The organism is Bacillus sp. EE-W1 (assembly GCF_009760835.1).
In the GTDB taxonomy this organism is placed as follows: Bacteria; Bacillota; Bacilli; order Bacillales; family Bacillaceae_G; genus Bacillus_A; species Bacillus_A wiedmannii.
Genome location: NZ_WIPE01000074.1, coordinates 32373 through 53102, shown reverse-complemented (window position 1 = coordinate 53102; position 20730 = coordinate 32373). Strand labels below are relative to the sequence as shown.

Below are 20730 nucleotides of genomic sequence, written 5' to 3'. Positions count from 1 at the left end.
CATATTATTAATAGGAGGAGTGATGTAATGAATATATTTAAAAGAATATCTGTTTCAGCTGTAATTATTTCAATATTTTTAGGAATAGGGGACACGGTCAATAGTGTAAAGGCTGATTCTGTAGAACAGCAGAGTAAATTAGGGATAGAACAAGAAACAGATAAGCAAATCATTGTAAAATTCAGAGCGGATTTGAAATTGCCATATGAAGATGGTATTGAAAAACAAATACAATCTCAAACGAACGATAAAGTACTAGAAGATTTTTTTGCAGAATATCCAGCTGTAACATTTAATCGTTTATTCACATCTGTAAGCCCGGAACAAATACAAAACCTTGAAGTGAAAGCACCCAATAATATATCTACAAGTTTATTAAAATACTATATTCTTCAAACTCAAAATGGTGAGCAGGAAGAAGAACTAGTAGATAAGTTAAAGACATCTTCTTTAATAGAAGATGTGTATGTGAAGAAACAAGAAAAAATAACGCCACCGGAAGTACAACCATTAAGTGTATCTTTTAATCCTAATAACAATCCTAGATATAAAAAACAAGGTTACCTTGATGCGGCACCATACGGTATTAATGCGCCCTTCGCCTGGGGAGTTCAAGGCGGTAATGGAAATGGTATAACTTTTGTTGATATGGAATATGGATGGCTATTAAATCATGAGGATTTAGTACATCAAAATATTAAATTAATGTCTGGAAGAAATATAGATCAGCATGTTGGACATGGAACGTCAGTACTAGGAATTGTATCCTCTGAAGATAATGCAGTGGGGAATATTGGGATTGCGCCAAAAGCGAAAGCGAAAGTGATTTCTCAAATAAGAGATAACGGGCAGTATAATACAGCTGATGCAATATTAAGTGCTGTAAATCAGTTAGAAGCTGGGGATGTTTTATTATTAGAGGCACAAGCTTCCTTTGATGGATATGGTGATAAATATTTACCTGTTGAAATACAACCAGATATCTTTGATGCGATTCGTGCTGGTACAGATAAAGGTGTTGTCATTATAGAAGCTGGAGCAAATGGATGGAATGATTTAGATCAATTTAAAGATAGAAATGGTAAACAAGTCTTAAATCGTAATAGTAAAGATTTTAAAGATTCAGGTGCAATTATGGTAGGAGCGGGCTCTTCATCTTTCCCTCATGAGCGTATGTGGTTTTCAAATTATGGAAGTCGGATTGATGTGTACGGGTGGGGAGAAAATGTAGATACAACTACAGCCGAGCAAAGTCGAAGTGCTGTAAATCTTTATACTTCAAGCTTTAGTGGAACATCTAGTGCTTCACCCATTATCGCAGGAGCAGCGACTTTAGTACAAAGTATTGCTAAAGAAAATTTAGGACAACCGTATAGACCAAGTGAATTAAGAACGATATTAAGTAACCGTAACACTGGAACGAAATCTAAAGATCCATCTTCAGATAAAATTGGTGTTTTACCAGATTTGAAGTCTATACTAGTAGATTTAGGGTATGAACGAAGAGAACTGAACGGTGGGAATGAGTTACAAGTAACAGAAAATGAACCAAATAATGAACGTAGACAGGCAAATAAAGTTAACTTTCATACACCAATAAAAGGAACACTACATAATCGTGATAAGGTAGATGTATTTACTTTCCAAATTGACTCACCAGAAAATATTAATATTTCTCTACTAAATGAACAAAACATTGGAATGACATGGGTACTTCATCATGAATCAGATTTAAACAACTATGTAGCATATGGTGAAAATGAAGGGAATGTAGTTAAAGGAACTTATAATGCAAAGCCAGGTAAATATTATTTATATGTTTATAAGTATGAGAATAAAGATGGTTCATATATATTGAATATAAAATAAACGAAAGGAACTTCAGATGAAGTTCCTTTAAATTTTTCTAATTCAGTATATGTGAATGATTTTTTAACTTTACTTCTATGCAATATTTCATATTGATGAAATGTTATTTATTTTTTACTCACCAGATTATATTATATTCAATAAGTTTGATATAAAACAGAAAAGGGAGGAATAATAATGAGCAATAAGAAGTTTATTTTGAAATTATTCATATGTAGTATGATATTTATCACATCTGTATTTGCTTTACACGATAAGCAAGTCGTTGCAGCTAGCTCTGTTATTGAACTTGAAAATTGGTCAAAATGGATGCAACCTATACCTGATAACATCCCGTTAGCACGAATTTCAATTCCAGGAACACATGATAGTGGTACGTTTAAATTACAAAATCCAATAAAGCAAGTATGGGGAATGACGCAAGAGTATGATTTTCGTTATCAAATGGATCATGGAGCTCGCATTTTTGATATAAGAGGCCGTTTAACAGATGATAATACGATAGTTCTTCATCATGGGCCATTATATCTTTATGTAACACTGCATGAATTCATAAACGAAGCGAAACAATTTTTAAAAGATAACCCAAGTGAAACAATTATTATGTCTTTAAAAAAAGAGTATGAGGATATGAAAGGGGCAGAAGGTTCATTTAGTAATACGTTTGAAAAAAATTATTTTGTTGATCCTATCTTTTTAAAAACAGAAGGAAATATAAAACTTGGAGATGCTCGAGGGAAAATTGTACTACTAAAAAGATATAGTGGTAGTAATGAATCTGGAGGATATAATAATTTTTATTGGCCAGATAATGAGACGTTTACGACAACTGTAAATCAAAATGTAAATGTAACAGTACAAGATAAATATAAAGTGAGTTATGATGTGAAAGTAAAATCTATTAAAGATACGATCAAGGAAACGATGAACAATAGTGAGGATTTAAATCATCTATATGTTAATTTTACAAGCTTGTCTTCTGGTGGTACAGCATGGAATAGCCCATATTATTATGCCTCTTATATAAATCCCGAAATTGCGGCATATATTAAACAAGAGAATCCAAAAAGAGTTGGTTGGGTGATCCAAGATTATGTTAGTGATAAGTGGTCACCGATTCTCTATCAAGAAGTTATAAGAACTAATAAGTCACTTTAATTTTCACCATAATTTCATAGAAACAATGTAACGCTATTAAAAGTCTTGTGGAATTCCCATAAGACTTTTTAGTATTGGATATTATGAGAATCAAAGTTCTTTGAATAGGTTTATATAGTTAATATAATAATTTAATGCAGTTATAAAATCGACACAAAAAAATGTCGATAAATGTCGAATATTATTGTAATATAAAACATATAAGTATAATATACAGATGAGGTGGAATTGTTGTCTTTTATTAAAAATAGTAAAATTGGAACGAAATTAAATGTGTTAGTCATTATATCGAGTTTGGCTTGTATCATGTTATCTTCTCTAGGGTTTTTAGGGCTTCAAAAAGGTGAAAATACATCTTCTAGTATGTATGACGAAAGGCTATTACCAATTGAATGGATAGGAACTGTAGAATCAAATTTTTACCATGTTAATATGAATTTTATGGAGATTATGATATCGAAAGATGAAAAAAGAATGAAAGAACTAATAACAGAAATGGATAAGACTAGGAAAGAAAATGATGAGTTATTAAAACAATTTGAAACTAGAATTAGTTCTCATAAAGAAAAGGGCTTGTATAATGCATTTCAAAGTCAATTCAAAGATTTAAGAATACAAATGAAGAAAGCACAGGATTTGGGACTGACTAATAATGAAGAAGCTTATAGCTATTATTTAAAAGAAATTGAGCCTAATATGGGAAAAACAATTCAGTCTATCCGTGAACTTATTTTATATAATAATACCGCGGCTGAACAACTACAAAAAGAGAATATCAATAGTGTGAAAAATACAATAATAACATTTGTAATTATTTCATGTGTTGGAATCATAATAATTATTTTTATTGGTTTTATAATAAAAAATACTATAAAAAAACCAATTGTATTATTACAAAAAGATATGGAACGAGTATCTGCTGGAGATTTAACAATTCGAACTTCTTATAAATCCGAGAACGAATTAGGCCATATTGTACAATCCTTTAATAGTATGTTAGATAACTTGCAACAATTAGTCGGTCAGGTGAAGGTTACAGCAAAAGAAGTGATTATTTCAACTGAAAATATGTTACAAGAGACAAAAACGGCAGCACATATATCAAACGAGGTTGTTCGAACTACTTCTGAAATAAATAAAGAAATAGAGGGACAGGTGACTAGTATTCAAGAAAGTTCAACTGCGATGGAAGAAATTGCAACTGGAGTTCAAACAGTAGCTGAATCTTCAGCGATGGTTGCTGAAGTTGCTGTTGCAACAATAGACCAAGCAAATTCTGGTAGTGAAGTTATAAAACAATCTATTCGTCAAATGAATAGTGTGAATGAAGTTGTCGAAGAAACTTCTAAGGTCATTGATAGACTTGTTACACGTACACAACAAATTGAAGAAGCGCTAGATATTATTACTAATATTGCAGAACAAACGAATTTACTGGCCTTAAATGCTGCAATTGAGGCGGCACGCGCCGGAGAAAATGGAAAAGGATTTGCAGTAGTTGCAGCTGAAGTAAGAGGTCTGGCTGAGAAATCTAAAACGTCTGTAAATGATATAAATAATTTATTACATTTTATACATCAAGATACACAGGATACAGTTCATGTAATGAAAAAAGGTCAACAACAGGCTAGTGGTGGTAAAGAAGCAGCATATAAGGCAGAACTCGCATTTTCATCTATTATGCAAGATATTAATAGAATAACGTCCCAAATTCAAGAAGTGTCTGCTGCCACAGAAGAAATGTCTGCTGGGACAGAAGAAGTGAATGCCTCTTTATCAATAGTCTCTGAAACTGCAACACAAGTCTCGCAAGAAACGAATCGAACGGTACAATCAATTCAAGCACAAGCCACATTGATTCAAGAAGTAACGACGAAATCTAATGAAATGAAAAAGAAAGTCGAAAATTTAGAAATGCTAATTTCACAATTCATTATTGAAGAATAAGTTTGTTAACATTTATCAGTAGTATAAACTTTAAGATACTCAATATAGTGCTGCGTTGTACAATTTGAAAAAGGACCTTTATAGGTTCTTTTTTTGTAAATGGTGTGAATGCTATGTTTAGTTATAGTGAAAAACAGAAATTTGTTATATAATAATCATTTAAATTTGTACCTACAAATTTTATATGTAATAATGAATTTGATTTATTCTAATGAAATGGAGGTATATACTATGAAGTTTCCACATGATTTTTTATTCGGAGCTGCTTCAGCTTCTTATCAAGTAGAAGGTGCATGGAATGAGGATGGAAAAGGTGTTACGAATTGGGATGAGTTTTCAAAAATTCCTGGCAAAACATACAATGGAACAAATGGTGATGTAGCGGTTGATCATTATCATCGATATAAGGAAGATGTTCGTTTAATGGCTGAGATGGGATTGGAATCGTATCGTTTTTCGATTTCTTGGGCGAGAATATTGCCGAATGGAGATGGAGAGGTAAATGAAAAAGGCATTAAATTTTATAACAATTTAATTGATGAATGTTTAAAGTACGGGATTGTACCGTTTGTCACTTTATATCATTGGGATCTACCATTACCGTTAGAAAAGGATGGTGGGTGGACGAATAAACGAACAGCAGATGCTTTTGTAAAGTATGCCGAAATTTGCTTTAAAGCATTTGGTGATAGAGTGAAACATTGGATTACTTTTAATGAAACAGTAATGTTTTGTGGATTAGGCTATTTAAAAGGTGCACATCCACCAGGGATAAAAAATGATGTTCCAAAGTATTTTCAAGCGACTCATTATGTATTTTATGCACATGCGAAAACAGTTGCGGTGTACAAGCAGCTGAAACAATATGGGGAGATTGGGATTACACATGTTTTCTTACCTGCTTATAGTGTGGATGATGAAAAAGAAAATATACTAGCAGCAAATCATGCGAATGAATATGAAACGTATTGGTATTATGATCCAGTTTTAAAAGGTGAGTATCCACCTTATGTTGTTCAACAATTAAAGGAAAAAGGGTGGACTCCTAATTGGACGGTTGAAGAATTAGAAATCATTAAACAAAATGCCGAAAAGAATGATTTTATTGGCTTGAATTATTATCAACCAATACGAGTAGAAAGATACGATATGGATATAAAGAGCGATGAGCATTCTCGAGAAAACTCAACACTTGCTCCAGGTAATCCTTCTTTTGATGGTTTTTATCGCACAGTAAAAATGGATGATAAAACATATACAAAATGGGGATGGGAAATATCTCCCGAAGGTTTCTTAGATGGATTGCATATGTTGAAAGAGCGTTACGGTGACATAAAGATGTATGTAACGGAAAATGGACTTGGTGATGAAGATCCAATCATTGAAGGAGAAGTTGTAGATGTTCCGAGAATTAAATTTATTGAAGAGCATTTAAAAGTAATAAAGCGTGCAATTGAAGAGGGAATCAATTTAAAAGGTTATTATGCATGGTCAGTGATTGATTTATTAAGTTGGTTAAATGGGTATAAAAAGCAATATGGCTTTATTTTTGTCGATCATAATGATAACTTAAAACGTAAGAAAAAACTTTCGTTTCATTGGTATAAACATGTGATCGAAACGAGAGGAGAAGAGTTATAACAGATAAAAGAGTATTTTAGGAGAAAGTGTATGAGTGCAAAGTATAAACAAATTGCAGATGTGTTAGAGCAAAACATTAGAGATGGGCTTTTTAATGAAACGAAAAAACTACCTACAGAAGAAGCTTTGATGAATCGGTTTGAAGTAAGCCGTAATACGATACGTAAAGTAATTAGTCAGCTTGTAAATAGAGGTTATATTTTTCAAGTGCAAGGTAGTGGTATGTTTTTACGTGAAACTTCTGTAACAGATTACATTAATTTAGGAAGTTTACGTGGATTAACGAAAAATCTCGTTTCGCAAAATATTGAAACGAAAGTGTTAGAGCTTGAAGTAATAGATGCGGACGAAGATATAGCAAAGCGGATGCAATGCGAAGCTGGAACTAGGATATATTTTTTGAAGCGTTTAAGAATTGTAGATGGTAAACCATTCTCTATTGAAGTAAGTTATTTCAAAAAGGATATTATTCCATATTTGAATAAAGAAATAGCATTAAGCTCTGTATACAGTTATTTCATTGAAGATTTACGATTAAATATTGGCTTTGCCGATAAATTTATTAGTTGTGAAAAAGTAAATAAAGAAAACGCGCAGCTGTTAGAATTAAATGAAGGTGATCCGGCGCTTCTTATTGAAAATACAGTATGTCTTGTAAACGGGACAATTTTCGAGTTATCTCAATCGATGTTTCATTATGAAAAGACTAAACTTTTAAATCGAATTAATTTCAAATAAAAATAGAAAATAATTTATCGTGTGAAAAGCAACTGAGTCCAAAGTGATCAGTTGCTTTTTATTTTTTAAAGTGGATGAGCAAAAAAACACAAAAGTGGTTGGTCCGTTTTTTGTAAACATCTATTATGATAAGAGAAGAAAGGTAGTATGTTATTAAAGTTTTAAAGAGGAAGTTCTTTATTAAAATAGATTGTCTTTAGAGAGGTGAAAATACAATGATTTTTGCAATTTCACTAGTGGTTATTATTGTAATTGGATCCCTGTTTGGGACCGTGTTAGTTGCACGAAATGTGGAGGAGAATTACGGCAAGTCTACAAAGAGAAATGTGAAAAACTTATCAACTATTTATATTCTTCTTCTTTTCGTACTACTTGTTGGGGTAACGTGGTATGCGGTAGTGATTTAATAGTTTTGAAAGAAAAAAGTTAATATTGTATATGATGGAGGAGTATGATTTTGATAAAAAATGAACGCCACGTTTTAATTGTTTTTCCGCATCCAGATGATGAGTCATATTGCGTGGCAGGTACAATTTTAGCTTATGCGCAGCGAAATGTTCCTCTTACTTATGTTTGCTTAACGTTAGGTGAAATGGGGAGAACGATGGGGAATCCTCCTTTTGCAACACGTGAATCATTAAATGTTATAAGAGAGACGGAACTAAAGAGGGCTACAAATATTTTAGGGATTAAAGATTTACGTATGATGGGATATCGTGATAAAACTCTTGAATTTGAAACTCCCGGAGAGTTAAGACGTGTATTACAAAAATGTGTAGAAGAAGTGAATCCTTCGCTAGTTATTTCTTTTTATCCGGGATATGCGGTTCATCCAGATCATGATGCAACAGGAGAAGCGGTAGCAGAGGCGTTAGCTAATATTCCGGAATATAAAAGGCCAACATTTTATGCGGTAGCTTTTTCGAAGAATCATGAAGCGGAAATAGGTCCTCCGCATTTTAAAAACGAAGTGAAAGAATATGTTCCCAAAAAATTAGAGGCATTGCAAGCACATGCATCACAATTTGCGACGAAAGTAACGGAACTAAAAAGAGAGTATGAAGAAGGTGTACCGGAAACAGTAGAGTGGTTAGAAAAGGAACCATTTTGGATATATTCATTCAAAGATAAGAGTAAGTGACGTTATAGCTGAAGGTGATGAATATGTATTTTGAATATAAGAATCGGAAAATTTCTTACAATATAGAAGGATCGGGCCCTGTTATATTGTTATTACACGGTCTTGGTGGGAACGCAAACAATTGGTTATATCAAAGGCAATATTTCAAAGAGAATTGGACGGTGATTTCTCTTGATTTACCGGGGCATGGGAAATCGGAAGGGCTGGAAATTCTTTTTAAAGAATATGCAAATGTATTGTATGAGTTATGCAGTTATTTAAAGATACAAAAAGTAGTTATGTGTGGTCTTTCAAAAGGAGCTAGAGTCGGTATCGATTTTGCTATTCAATATCCAGGCTTTGTTTCTAGTTTAATTGTTGTAAATGCATTTCCCTATTTGGAGCCTGAAGATCGAAAAGAACGAATTGAAGTATATGATTTACTTAGCTTACACGATAATGGAAAAACATGGGCGGATACATTATTGAAGGCGATGGGAGTAGCAGATAATGAAGTAATTGTTAGGGGATTTTATCAATCTTTACAGTCTATTAATTCGGTGCATATTCAAAGATTATTTGCTGAATTAGTAGATTATGATCAAAGACTGTTTCTTTCAAATATTTCATGTCCTACTTTAATTATAAGAGGGGAAAATGATGATTTCGTTCCCGAGAAATATGTAAGAGAGTTTGAAAGACGTTTGAAAAATACAACTTTTATTGAGTTTAAAAATAGTGGACACTTACCTTATTTAGAACAGCCGACTAGCTTTAATATGACGGTAGAAAGATTTTTAAATCATGTAATTAATTAATACTATTATTAAAGTTAATACTGTTATTAGGGAATCAAGGATAGTTCGTTTTGAGAGGGGGCAACAAGGTGGAATGGAAACCAAATCGTGCAGATAAGACGCCTGTATATAAACAAATAGCGGATTATATGGAAAGGGGTATTTCTTCAGGTGAGTTTCCTTCTGACAGCAAGTTACCTTCTGAGCGTACGTTAGCGAAAGAATTACAGGTGAACCGGAGTACAATAGTAGCTGCGTATGAAGAATTAAAATCACTTGGAGTAGTAGAACGGCAAAAGGGAAGCGGAACAAGGGTCAATACAGATATATGGGGTGTCTCACATAAACGAATACCGAACTGGGGTAGGTACGTGGAGGATGGATCGTTCTTACCTAACGTACCACTCGTTCAACAAATTAGAACGGAAACACAAAAAGACGACTTAATTAATTTAGCGAGTGGTGAATTGTCACCAGAATTGATTCCGAGCGATAGATTCCGAACGATTTTGTCGGAGAAAACATTTATGGAAAACCTCGGTTATGACCATCCGCTTGGAAATGAAATGTTGAGAAAAACAATTGCAGCACATGTTCAGCAATATAAACAAATTGAAGCAGATTCGAATTCTATCCTTATTACATCTGGCGCACAACAGGCACTTAACCTTATCGTGCAATGCTTATTAAAACCAGGAGACGCGATTGCAATTGAAGATCCGTCGTATTGTTTTTCATTGCCGATGTTTAAATCTGCTGGCTTAAAAATATTCCATCTACCTGTTGATCAGCATGGAATGAATCCAGATGACTTAATTGATTTGCATAAAAAGCATCGTATTCGCATGGTATTTTTGAATCCAGATTATCAAAATCCAACGGGAACTGTGTTGTCATTAGCAAGGCGTAAAAAGGTTTTAGAGCTGTCTTCTGAATTTGGTATACCGATTGTAGAAGATGATCCGTATAGTTTAACTTCATTTAATGGAGAAGTGAATCCTACATTAAAGTCAATGGATCAAAACGGGAATGTTCTTTATATAAGTTCATTATCAAAAATTGTTGCATCAGGATTACGTATTGGCTGGGTAATTGGCCCTACGCGTGTAATAGAACGTTTAGCGGATGCAAAACAGCAAGTTGATTTTGGCCATAGTGTATTTACGCAGTGGGTGGCAAATCAATTTTTAGAATCAGAAGATTTTCATGCACATATTACAATGCTTCGTGAGCAATTGAAAGACAGAAGAGATGTGTTAATTAGAAAGCTTGAAGAAATATTAGGGGACCAGGTTGAATTTTTTGTTCCAGAGGGTGGAATACATTTATGGTGCAAAGTGCAAGGAACATTTGATGAATATCATTTATTAGGCGAATCTATACGAAATGGTGTAGCGTTTGTCCCGGGAAGTGTTTTAGGTACTAAAAATGAATATATTCGTTTTACTTTTGGGAGAGTAGATGTCGAACAAATTCAACTGGGAATTACGAGGTTTGCGGAAACGTTAAATGAGATCTCATAATAGTGATGCGTAATATTGAAATGAGGGAAAGAAATGAAGTACGTGGCGCTTTTACTGCAAGTAGGCGTGCTATATGTATTTAGCTTAGTTGGTACGTGGATTCAGGAAGTATTCCATTTATCAATGCCAGGAAGTTTAATTGGGATGTTAATGCTGTTTCTGCTCCTTTCTACTCGTATTTTACCATTAAAGTGGTTTGAGGAAGGTGCGGAAAAGTTACTCGTATTTTTACCGTTATTTCTAATTCCTTCGACAACAGGGCTGATGGAATTCGGGTCTTTTCTTTTCGGTAAGGGGAGTATTATATTCCTGTTAGTAGTTGCAAGTACGGTAGTAACTTTAATTGTTTCAGGATATATAAGTCAATTATTAGTAACATCAAAAAAATAAAATCGACAAGGTGCACGATGCAAATGGTCTTAATTATTATTACTGTAGTAATGTATGTATTGGCGACAAAGTTATATAAAAAAATTCCGTTTCCATTTACGTTACCGGTGTTAACAGTTACAGCGAGTATGATTTGCTTATTTTTAATTTTTGATATTTCTCATCATGAATATAGGGAAAATGGGGGAGATATTCTTTCCGGCTTATTAAGTCCTGCAATTGTAGCGTTAGCGATACCTTTATTTAAAGAGCGAAACATACTTATGAAAAACTTTTTGTCGATACTTATCGGTGTAGCGGTAGGTATAGTGGTTTTAACGAGTATGAATGTAGTGATTGGCGGGATGTTAAATATAGATAAGGAACTCATATTAACAACACTGCCGCAATTAGCGACGATGCCTATTGCTATTTCATTAGCGGATCAAATTGGCGGTATTCCATCTATGACTTCTAGTTTTGTAGTTGTTGCAGGGATAACAGGTGCTATTATCGGACCAACAGTACTTAAGTTTTTCCGAATAACAAGTACGATTGGAAAAGGAGTGGGGATGGGCTGCGCATCACATATTATCGGTGTGAGCCGTCTCGTGAAGGAAGGCGAAAAAGAAGCGACAATCGGTTCGGTAACGATGATTGTAACGGGAATACTCATTAGTATATTCATACCGTATGGAACGAAATTTATATTTTAAAATGTAATGGAGATGAGAAAATGACAACATGGTTTATAGTTACTTTATTTATTTTTGGCGCTGTTAAAGTGCTAGTTTCTAGTATGCCAACTTCTGTTGTAGAATCAATTATTAGTAGATTTGAATTGCATCAAAAACTTGAGGAAGAGAATACCTCTATATCGATAGATGGAAAGAATATAGAGGGAGAAATGAAACGACAAGTTATTCATGAATTTAATGAAGCTTTATTTTTAGATAAACATTATTTCCCGCCACATGGAGAAGGAACACCACTTGTTATTGATACGAAGAAAGGGAATAAAGAGATTAGATTTTCTCTATATAGCCATGAGGAACATGTTGATGTAATCAAGCAATATAAGAAGAAAATCGTTGCTTATCGTTTACGTTCAAAAAGTCTTCAAACTCTTGCACCATTAGCAATAACCGAAGATTATGCTTAAGAAGAGATCGATTATGGTCTCTTCATTTTTGTATGAAATGATATACTTTCCAAATAAAAGAAAAGAAAATCATATAGCCAAATAAAGAATATGTATGATTCCAATCCAAGCTATGAATAAAGAAACCGAATCTTTCAGCAACTTGTTCAAAAATGCTGGCAAAAATACCTATTGAAATAATAAGTAGAATTCTAGAAATTGTAGATAATGTTTTGGAAATTTGTATAAAAACAGCTGTTAAAATCGGTAGTACAAACAAAGTAAAGCCAATGTTAACTGAAAATATGGATGAGAATGGTCTAACGGGAAAGGAATACATTTGGTTCGCAACAAAGAAAGCATCTAAGCAAGTTCCGATAATAGAAGAGAGTAAGATTGTAACTGCTAATGCTAGAAAATCATTCTTCTTCTCGAAGGAGGACGTTTTTCTTTGCAAGAATTGCCAACTCAATTGTTTCGAGTGTTTTACAGTAGTCTTCTGTAATTTGTCCATTTATATTTTCCTCCTTATCTACTAAGTAATTTACAACTTGCCAGTCCGTAAACCAATCTTCATTGTCAACTTCTTCATGCTTCATATCTCGCCATGCATAGATGAGTGCAGGACTGTATATACGATAAGCGCCACTACGCAACTGGCATTTCTTTATTCGACGCTTATAAAACTCACGGGAAAAAGATTCATTGACACTTGAAAATAAATGAGGCCAGTAATCTTTTCTTGATCCTGTATGCGGATGGTGCTGGGCCCAGCTTATTATTTGAGATAAAACATGTGTGTCTCGAAATAATAATGAATACAACCTTTTTCCAATTAAGATTCGTTCGTGTAAGGAAGTGAAATGTTTCATTGTATCACCAAATAGTAATACTTTGAGTTTCTTATCATTTTCGTAGAATGGGAAAAGAATATGATTAAATTGAAAGAAATCAAAGAGTTTAAATCCAATACTATTAAGTACAGTCTTTTTAAATTGTATATTTTGAATCACTCTTTTTTCTAAGTAGTGTTGCTCATTAATAATAGTTGCAATGGCTAATGTTTTTTTGTTACCTGTTTTCCAAAAATCGTTCCACATCGTTTCCATAAATGTAGAAACATTTAGGTGAGGGAGAAGGTGAAATAGCTTTTGTGCTCTTTTCACACTTTGTTCATAAAGCAGAAATTGAGGATATACATCTTGGAAAATAAGCCAATTCCCTCTTTCTAAAAAAGAAAAAAATGTGATTTGATCTTTCTCTGATAAAATTTTCGTATATAAATCGCCCTTTAAATCAGTCATATTCCAACCGCCGTTACGTGATACCATATGTCCAAGTAGTGCCCAATGTATTTCTGGATATTGAGTGTAAAATTGGTAGTATGCTCGTGTTCTTGTCACATTATTTTTATTTAGCTGTTCAGTTTGTATTTTTATGTTGTTGATGATGAGTTGCTCTTCTTTCGTTAATTTATACATCGAGCCAGAATGTATGAGTTTGCTTTTTTGTTTTAATTCATTTTTTACATCAAATAGGGAGAGAGGCAGTGCTTTGGAAGGTCCGTTATATGTATGATTTGAATTGCTTCGGTACATTCCGTTACCTCCATTTTTCATAAATTTAAACATGATTATTGGCTATGAATCGTTCTATTTATTTTATTACGAGTATAAGAAATAAATGAGCGGTGTTTTTTATAAGGGTTTAGTTATCATGCAAAAAGTATAAAAAATCTTACTGTTGTGAGGTGAAATAAAAAACAGAAACTATTTTTAATAGTTTCTGTTTTTTTATTTTGTCAATTAAATGTAACAAACGACAATTATGATTTAAATCAATTGAAAATAATTCAATAAATTTTATAAATACAATTTTAATTGAAATGTGTGGTAGGAGGAAAAGAAATGCTAAATAAAATAATTTTAATTACTGGTGGTACAGGTTCGTGGGGACAGGAACTTATAAAACAATTATTAGAAAAATCACCGAAAGAAATTAGAGTTTTTTCAAGAAATGAAACGGTTCAGTTTGAAATGCAGCAACAGTTTATAAATGATGATAGATTAAAATTTATTATTGGAGATATTCGTGATAAAGATCAACTAGTCTATGCATGCCAAGGTGTCCATTATGTATTCCATCTTGCAGCTTTAAAACATGTTCCAGTATGTGAGTATTATCCTTATGAAGCTATAAAAACAAATATACATGGTACACAAAATGTAATTGAAGCATCTATACAGATGCAAGTTGAGAAAGTTATATATGTTTCAACGGATAAAGCGGCCGATCCATCAAATACGTATGGGATGACAAAAGCAATTGGTGAGAAGTTAATGGTGCATGCGAATATGCAAACGAAGAAAACAAAATTCATTTGTGTTCGTGGTGGAAATGTTTTGGGGACGAGCGGAAGTGTGGTACCACTCTTTAAAAAACAAATTAAAAAATCTTTACAAGTAGGGATTACCGATGCAAATATGACTAGATTTTTCTTAACGATTGAAGATGCTGTTGGATTGTTATTTAAAGCCGTATATCAAGGTAGAGGTGGGGAAATCTTTGTTATGAAAATGCCGGCATGTAAAATAACAGATTTAGCAGAAGTTTTAATTGAAGATTCGAAAAAGGAAAACGTGAAGGTAAAAGAAGTAGGGATAAGACCGGGTGAAAAATTAAGTGAAATGCTTTTATCTGAGGTAGAGAGTAAAACAAGTATAAGTTTTGATCAAAATTATTTTGTGGTACTACCGACTATTCCTATAGAAGGACTGCAAGAATATTATGCTAGCTATCCGCTTGTGGATGTGAAGAGTTTTAGTTCTCAACAAGACTTACTTACAAAACACGAGGTGAAACAAATGTTATTAAAAGGAGGGTTTTTACGATGAAAAAAAATGCGAGTCTTTTAATAACTGGTGCAAATGGTTTCACAGGACGCCATGCTTGCCAATATTTTTTAGAGCAGGGCTTTCATGTAATTCCTATGTTTCAAAATCGTGCACATAGAGAAATAATTGGGAATGGTATTACTTGTAATTTAACTAATAAGAGCGAAGTAATGAAGGTAATGAAACAAATAAAGCCAGATTATGTATTGCATTTAGCAGGAAAGAATTCGGTCATAGAGTCTTGGACAGCTGCTCTTGAATATGTAGAGGTTAATGTAATAGGGACGTTATATTTATTAGAAGCAATTAAGCAAGAAGTACCTCACTGTAGAACATTGGTTATAGGATCTGCTTTGCAAGCAGATAGTATGAGCAATATAAAAATTTCAAATCCATATAGTTTAAGTAAAACGATGCAAGTCATTATTGCAGAGGCGTGGAGTGAATTAATGAATTCAAATATTATCATTGCAAAGCCCTCGAATTTAATTGGTCCAGGAGTATCGAATGGTATTTGTTCTATTCTTGCAAAAAAAATGATAACTATAGAGTCGAATAAAAGTGAAGCAATTATTGAAGTAAACAGTTTGAAAGATAGTAGGGATTTTCTAGATGTACGTGATGCGGTTAAAGCGTATCATGTGTTATTGCGCGATGGAATAAATGGAAAACAATATAATATTGGATCAGGGATAAAACGGTCTTTATTAGATGTAATAGAACAATACAAAGAATTAACACAGCTGAGTTTTTCCATAAAAGAAGCAGAGCATAGTGGAAGCGAATCAAATGAGAGTTTAGTAATAGAGGATATAAAAAGGTTAGGTTGGGTCCCAGAAATTCAATTCCATCAATCATTAAAAGATGTACTCGAGTATGCGAAGTGTAGTGAAATCTGCATTCAATGAAAAATGAAAAGGGTGTAAGAAATATATGAATGGCTATAAAACAATGGATAATCAAAATACGCTATTTCTTTTAATTGTTGATACGCTGGACTGGAAAGATGAGGAAGAGCATGTTTTGTGTATCTATGAGGCGATAAATAAATGTCAAGCCTATGTGGAAGGTAAAAAGGGTGATAGGAAAAATCCAGTAATAGGTACAGGAACTAGGCCTGTAATTCAAGTCTTTGCTCAGTATGAATGTAGTGAGTATGGAAATGATTTTTATGATCTTATTAAAGATTTTTTGCAAGATATAGGGTTTGAGCTAAATGTTTATATAAATAATAGTAAGTTTACTTACATTTAATAGATTAGTATAAAACAAGATTTTTAATGATAAAGGTGGATATAAATTATGAATAAAAAGATTCTCTTTACTGGGGGCGGTACAGCCGGACACGTAATGATTAATATGGTATTGATTCCTAAATTTATGGAAAAAGGATGGGGAATTGAGTATATTGGATCTCAAAATGGAATTGAAAAACTATTAGTTCAAAATGTGAAATACAATAGTATTTCAACGGGGAAGCTTAGGAGATATTGGGATTGGGAGAACTTTAAAGATCCTTTTAAAATAATAAAAGGTTGCATACAAAGTTATAAATTGATGAAACGAATAAAACCAGATGTTGTTTTTTCGGCAGGAGGATTTGTGTCCGTTCCTGTAGTAATAGGAGCGTGGATGAATAAAGTACCTGTAATAATACGTGAACCAGATAGTACGTTAGGATTAGCAAATAAAATAGCATTACCTTTTACTACAAAACTATGCACAACATTTCCTCAGACAGGAGAAAATGTAAGTAATGAGAAGAAGGTTTATGTAGGACCAATTGTAAGGGAAGAAATTGAGAGGGGCAATGTATTGCGGGGAAGAAGCTATTGTAAATTTCAGCAAGATAAACCAGTATTGTTAATTATGGGTGGGAGTCAAGGTGCTCAATGGATAAATGATATGGTAAGGGGAAGTTTGGAAAAATTACTATTAAATTTTAATATTGTTCATATGTGCGGTAAAGGGAAGGTGGATTCATCTATTGGTATGGAAGGTTATATGCAATTTGAGTATATAGGGGACGAGTTGCCGCATATACTAAATATGGCGAGTGTTGTAGTTTCTAGAGCAGGTTCTACTGCTATTTCTGAATTGCTATTTTTGAAGAAACCGATGTTGCTTATCCCGTTAACTAATAGTTCTAGTAGGGGAGATCAAGTTTTAAATGCTGAATATTTTTCTCGGCAAGGATATGCGGAAGTTATAATCCAGGACAGAATAAGTACGAATGTATTCATACATGCAGTAAATAAGTTGTATACAAATAAGGAGAGATATATTCAAAACATGAATGGATATAAGAAAACAAATGATGAGGGGATTCATCAATTAATAAATATAATAAATGAAGTGGTGAAGGAATAGAAATTTAAATAAAAAAACAAAAGGAAAGAAGATATCTTCTTTCCTTTTTACTATAGTTGTTCAAATTCATTATTACTTATCCATATTAGCAATATACTATAGGTGAATACCGATTTCTAATAGCTCAGTAAATGCATGAGTATGGATAGGTTTACTATAATAGTAACCTTGAATAAACTGACATTTATTTTTTTGAAGGAAATTCACATGTTCTTTCGTTTCTACACCTTCTGCAATGACAGACATTTCTAATGTATGTGCTAATGTGATAATCGTTTTAATAATTTCCATTCCATCTTCACACGTTTCAGACATTGTAATAAATTCTCTTGGGATTTTTAACGTATCTATTGGATATAAAGGTAAATACGCTAGTGAAGAATAACCTGTACCAAAGTCGTCGATTGAAATGTGAACTCCTAAACCCTTTAGTGTGCGGAGCTTTATCAATGTTTCTCGCTCATCCATCATTGCAATGCGCTCTGTTAATTCAAGGTCGAGAGAACTTGCCGGTAAGCCTGTAGTTGCTAATGTAGAAGAAATAGACTTTACAAAATCTTCTTGTTCAAATTCTTTAGCAGATAAGTTTACACCAATTTTTAAATGAGAATATCCGAGTGTGTGCCAACGTTTCATTTGCTCACAAGCCTGCTGCAATGTCCATTTTCCTATTGGAATAATTTGTAGTGTTTCTTCAGCAATCGGAATAAATTCATATGGAGAAATAACGCCTAATTCAGGATGATTCCACCTGATTAGAGCTTCTGCACCGATAATTTTATTAGATTCACTATCAACTTGAGGTTGATACAAAAGGAACAATTCTTCATTTTGTATTGCGTTTGGTAAATCTTTTTCTAATCGTAATCGTCTTTCAATTTTTTTAGCGATTACATCGTCATAAATAGAGACAGAGTTAAGCTCTTTTGCCTTTGCATCATACATTGCAACATTAGCGTTTTTCAAAAGTGTAGCGGTATCGATTCCGGAATGTGGATAAATAGCGATGCCGATACTAAGTGATAAAGTTAATGTATGCTCATGTATGACAAACGGTTTTTCCATGCATTCAAATAACTGGTTGCATAAATCGAATAAGGAATCTTCGTCAGTATAGTTTTCAATTAAGATTGTAAATTCATCGCCACCGATTCTTGACAGATGAGTATGTGATGGAAGACATGATTGGAATCGCTTCGCTACTTCTTCTAATATGTGATTTCCTGCCGAATGTCCAAGTGTATCGTTAATTGCTTTAAAGCGATCTAAATCTAAGTATAATAATGCGAACTCACTGTCTGTTGTTTTAGCATTTTTTATAACTCTTTTTAATTTCTTATGGAAAAAGGCACGGTTCCCAATTTTCGTTACCGTATCATGGAATGCTAAATACTTTATTTCTTCTTGTTGCTTTTTTAGTGCGGTAATATCTTTTACCATAATATAACTTCCTGAAATTTGTCCGTCTATTATAATAGGGACGATGGTAACGTATAAAAAATAAGTAAAACCATCTTTATATTTAGAACTTAGTTGTAAGTATGCCGATTCTTGTTGTTTCACCTTTTCTAATGCAGATGTTAGTTTATGTTTGTCTTCATCTAAAATAATCGAAAAACAAGTTTCACCGAGTAACTCATCTGTTGGTGCTCCAAGTAGTATACTTCCGGCTTGATTTACATTTAAGAATACGCCATGTAAATCAATTGTAAAAATAGGATCAGGGTGATATTCATATAACGATTTAAACTTTTGTTGTTTTTGAGATAGAGCCTCTGATTTATGAACTAAATCAGAAGTCCGTAAAGTCACCTTTTCTTCTAGTTGTGCATTGAATGCCTGTAAACGTTTTGTTAGGGAATTGTTTTGCATACGTACAATAGAATGACGAATGAGTACGAAAATAAAAGTAATACAATTTCCTGTAATGAGAGTTGAGGATGATGTTTGTTCTTTTAATGTAAACCCGATTAGTATTGCAACAGCAAGATAGGGAAATACAACTAAAGCCTTTTTTCCTATTATAGGGTTAACAATGAAATAATTTTTATGGCTATTACGATCTGCTGAAATAGATCCAGCTATTGCAATAAATAATATAGGTATTCTATATAAAAGACGTAATAATGTTATCGTTTCAGTTGCTAAATGGTTATTTAAGTAAAAATAAATATAGTTAAAAGTTGCAGAACTTATCAATACAAAAATAAAGATATAAATCTTCCGTTTAGAATTAAAAATTGTCGGACGGAAAAAGAGACTAACGCCTAGTAGAAGAAACAATAAATCTGCAATTGGATATAGAAATGAAAGGAAAACATCGCCTAGTGAAAGAGAGAATATATTTAAATTTGGTTGATTAAATAAATACCACTCTAATGTGAATATGGAAGTAAGTACTATACATATATCACAAATAAAGAACGTTTTTTCCCATTTATCGCATTCTTTTAAAATTTTATAACTGAAAGCGATAAGACAAAAGAGTAGAAAAAACATGTAAAATACATCAGAAATAGTAAAACGATGTATTGGAATTTCGAAGAAACTATCTTGATATGTATATACTATTTTACCTAATAAAAAACTCCCAATTGCTATCGTGATACATATCCAAAACGGATTTGAACTGACTTTTTTAGAATATATAGAATAAATTAGTGATACAAATGTAATGGCTTCAACAATAAGTGAAGCGAAGCGTACATCCGAATTTGAAAAATGAGTAGGGAACAGATAAAAAAATATAAAATAGATTGAATAGCATATTAATGTTCCGATTAATATACATAGTTGTAAATTTTTATTTAATTCCAATAAAATCACCTTCTTTAATTATGCACTATATTCGTAATATCTATACATAATAATATTACTTAAAAATTGTATCAGATTTCCTTGTAAAAATCTTGTTTATAAGGAAAGTATTGAAGAGTTTAATACTTCTTAAAATTAAAAAAACATTGCGTTTGATAGTATGTATTGCATCAAGATTTTAAATAGAAATTGTATATTTAGTCATCCTTTGAATTGTAAAGGTTTTTTAGTGATTTGCAAGCGGAGATGCAAAATTGCATATAAAATGATGAGAATCCTCTTTCTAGCTGATCTTTTGATTGTTATAGGCTATTTTAAGTAAGATTTTCATTTTTAATCTGAAAAT

General features: G+C 32.7%; 19 protein-coding genes. 16 read left to right on the top strand and 3 right to left on the bottom strand.

From position 1 onward, the window contains the following. The first annotated feature begins 27 nt into the window (after positions 1 to 27). From GFJ36_RS19560 to GFJ36_RS19505, 12 genes are all read left to right on the top strand, one after another. Positions 28 to 1869, top strand: coding sequence for a S8 family peptidase (locus tag GFJ36_RS19560; protein WP_097889687.1), 1842 nt, complete (start codon positions 28 to 30; stop codon positions 1867 to 1869). Between the two features lie 177 nt (positions 1870 to 2046). Beyond that, positions 2047 to 3027 carry a phosphatidylinositol-specific phospholipase C gene (locus tag GFJ36_RS19555; protein ID WP_088064265.1) on the top strand — a complete coding sequence of 327 codons (981 nt, stop codon included), beginning with the start codon at positions 2047 to 2049 and terminating at the stop codon, positions 3025 to 3027. A gap of 231 nt (positions 3028 to 3258) precedes the next feature. Continuing rightward, on the top strand, positions 3259 to 4974 hold the full coding sequence (locus GFJ36_RS19550; protein ID WP_098230332.1) for a methyl-accepting chemotaxis protein: 1716 nt from the start codon (positions 3259 to 3261) through the stop codon (positions 4972 to 4974). 231 nt (positions 4975 to 5205) lie between these two features. Next, positions 5206 to 6615, top strand: coding sequence for a GH1 family beta-glucosidase (locus GFJ36_RS19545; RefSeq protein WP_088064263.1), 1410 nt, complete (start codon positions 5206 to 5208; stop codon positions 6613 to 6615). Positions 6616 to 6645: 30 nt separating this feature from the next. Beyond that, the gene (locus GFJ36_RS19540; RefSeq protein WP_088122945.1) at positions 6646 to 7353 is read left to right on the top strand and encodes a GntR family transcriptional regulator; all 708 of its coding nucleotides are present in this window, start codon (positions 6646 to 6648) and stop codon (positions 7351 to 7353) included. A gap of 215 nt (positions 7354 to 7568) precedes the next feature. Further along, a complete protein-coding gene (locus GFJ36_RS19535; RefSeq protein WP_000575326.1) occupies positions 7569 to 7760 on the top strand; it encodes a hypothetical protein in 192 nt (63 codons plus the stop codon). 53 nt (positions 7761 to 7813) lie between these two features. After that, entirely contained in the window at positions 7814 to 8494 is a 681-nt protein-coding gene (gene bshB2, locus GFJ36_RS19530) for a bacillithiol biosynthesis deacetylase BshB2 (RefSeq protein WP_088609511.1), read from the top strand. Between the two features lie 23 nt (positions 8495 to 8517). Next, a complete protein-coding gene (locus GFJ36_RS19525) occupies positions 8518 to 9291 on the top strand; it encodes an alpha/beta fold hydrolase (RefSeq protein WP_088609500.1) in 774 nt (257 codons plus the stop codon). A gap of 68 nt (positions 9292 to 9359) precedes the next feature. Then, the gene (pdxR, locus tag GFJ36_RS19520) at positions 9360 to 10793 is read left to right on the top strand and encodes a MocR-like pyridoxine biosynthesis transcription factor PdxR (protein WP_048545917.1); all 1434 of its coding nucleotides are present in this window, start codon (positions 9360 to 9362) and stop codon (positions 10791 to 10793) included. Positions 10794 to 10826: 33 nt separating this feature from the next. Beyond that, on the top strand, positions 10827 to 11183 hold the full coding sequence (locus tag GFJ36_RS19515; RefSeq protein ID WP_060487518.1) for a CidA/LrgA family holin-like protein: 357 nt from the start codon (positions 10827 to 10829) through the stop codon (positions 11181 to 11183). A 23-nt stretch (positions 11184 to 11206) separates the two neighbouring features. Further along, on the top strand, positions 11207 to 11878 hold the full coding sequence (locus GFJ36_RS19510) for an LrgB family protein (protein WP_060487517.1): 672 nt from the start codon (positions 11207 to 11209) through the stop codon (positions 11876 to 11878). Between the two features lie 20 nt (positions 11879 to 11898). Then, positions 11899 to 12324 (top strand): YfmQ family protein, encoded by a 426-nt coding sequence (locus tag GFJ36_RS19505; RefSeq protein WP_088064260.1) that lies wholly within the window; start codon positions 11899 to 11901, stop codon positions 12322 to 12324. Positions 12325 to 12346: 22 nt separating this feature from the next. Here GFJ36_RS19505 and GFJ36_RS19500 read toward each other — a convergent pair whose 3' ends face one another. Beyond that, positions 12347 to 12760, bottom strand: a complete 414-nt coding sequence (locus tag GFJ36_RS19500) for a CBO0543 family protein (protein ID WP_141542695.1) — start codon at positions 12758 to 12760, stop codon at positions 12347 to 12349. Beyond that, positions 12723 to 13901, bottom strand: coding sequence for a DUF2515 domain-containing protein (locus GFJ36_RS19495; RefSeq protein ID WP_087985011.1), 1179 nt, complete (start codon positions 13899 to 13901; stop codon positions 12723 to 12725). The genes GFJ36_RS19500 and GFJ36_RS19495 overlap by 38 nt, the downstream gene beginning before the upstream one ends. Before the next feature lie 309 nt (positions 13902 to 14210). On the opposite strand from GFJ36_RS19495, the gene GFJ36_RS19490 reads away from it, so the two are divergent. Genes GFJ36_RS19490 through GFJ36_RS19475 form a run of 4 tightly spaced genes read left to right on the top strand, consistent with a single transcriptional unit; the run spans position 14211 to position 17567 of the window. Then, positions 14211 to 15197 (top strand): UDP-N-acetylglucosamine 4,6-dehydratase family protein, encoded by a 987-nt coding sequence (locus GFJ36_RS19490; RefSeq protein WP_088064259.1) that lies wholly within the window; start codon positions 14211 to 14213, stop codon positions 15195 to 15197. Then, the gene (locus tag GFJ36_RS19485; protein ID WP_060487513.1) at positions 15194 to 16105 is read left to right on the top strand and encodes an SDR family oxidoreductase; all 912 of its coding nucleotides are present in this window, start codon (positions 15194 to 15196) and stop codon (positions 16103 to 16105) included. The genes GFJ36_RS19490 and GFJ36_RS19485 overlap by 4 nt, the downstream gene beginning before the upstream one ends. 25 nt (positions 16106 to 16130) lie before the next feature. Next, complete coding sequence (locus GFJ36_RS19480) at positions 16131 to 16451, top strand: DUF6572 domain-containing protein (RefSeq protein WP_060487512.1); 321 nt, start codon at positions 16131 to 16133, stop codon at positions 16449 to 16451. A gap of 48 nt (positions 16452 to 16499) precedes the next feature. Then, entirely contained in the window at positions 16500 to 17567 is a 1068-nt protein-coding gene (locus GFJ36_RS19475; RefSeq protein WP_088609498.1) for an undecaprenyldiphospho-muramoylpentapeptide beta-N-acetylglucosaminyltransferase, read from the top strand. Positions 17568 to 17663: 96 nt separating this feature from the next. On the opposite strand, the gene GFJ36_RS19470 is transcribed toward GFJ36_RS19475, so the two are convergent. Further along, positions 17664 to 20384, bottom strand: coding sequence for a sensor domain-containing phosphodiesterase (locus tag GFJ36_RS19470; RefSeq protein ID WP_157349722.1), 2721 nt, complete (start codon positions 20382 to 20384; stop codon positions 17664 to 17666). Positions 20385 to 20730 lie beyond the last annotated feature (346 nt).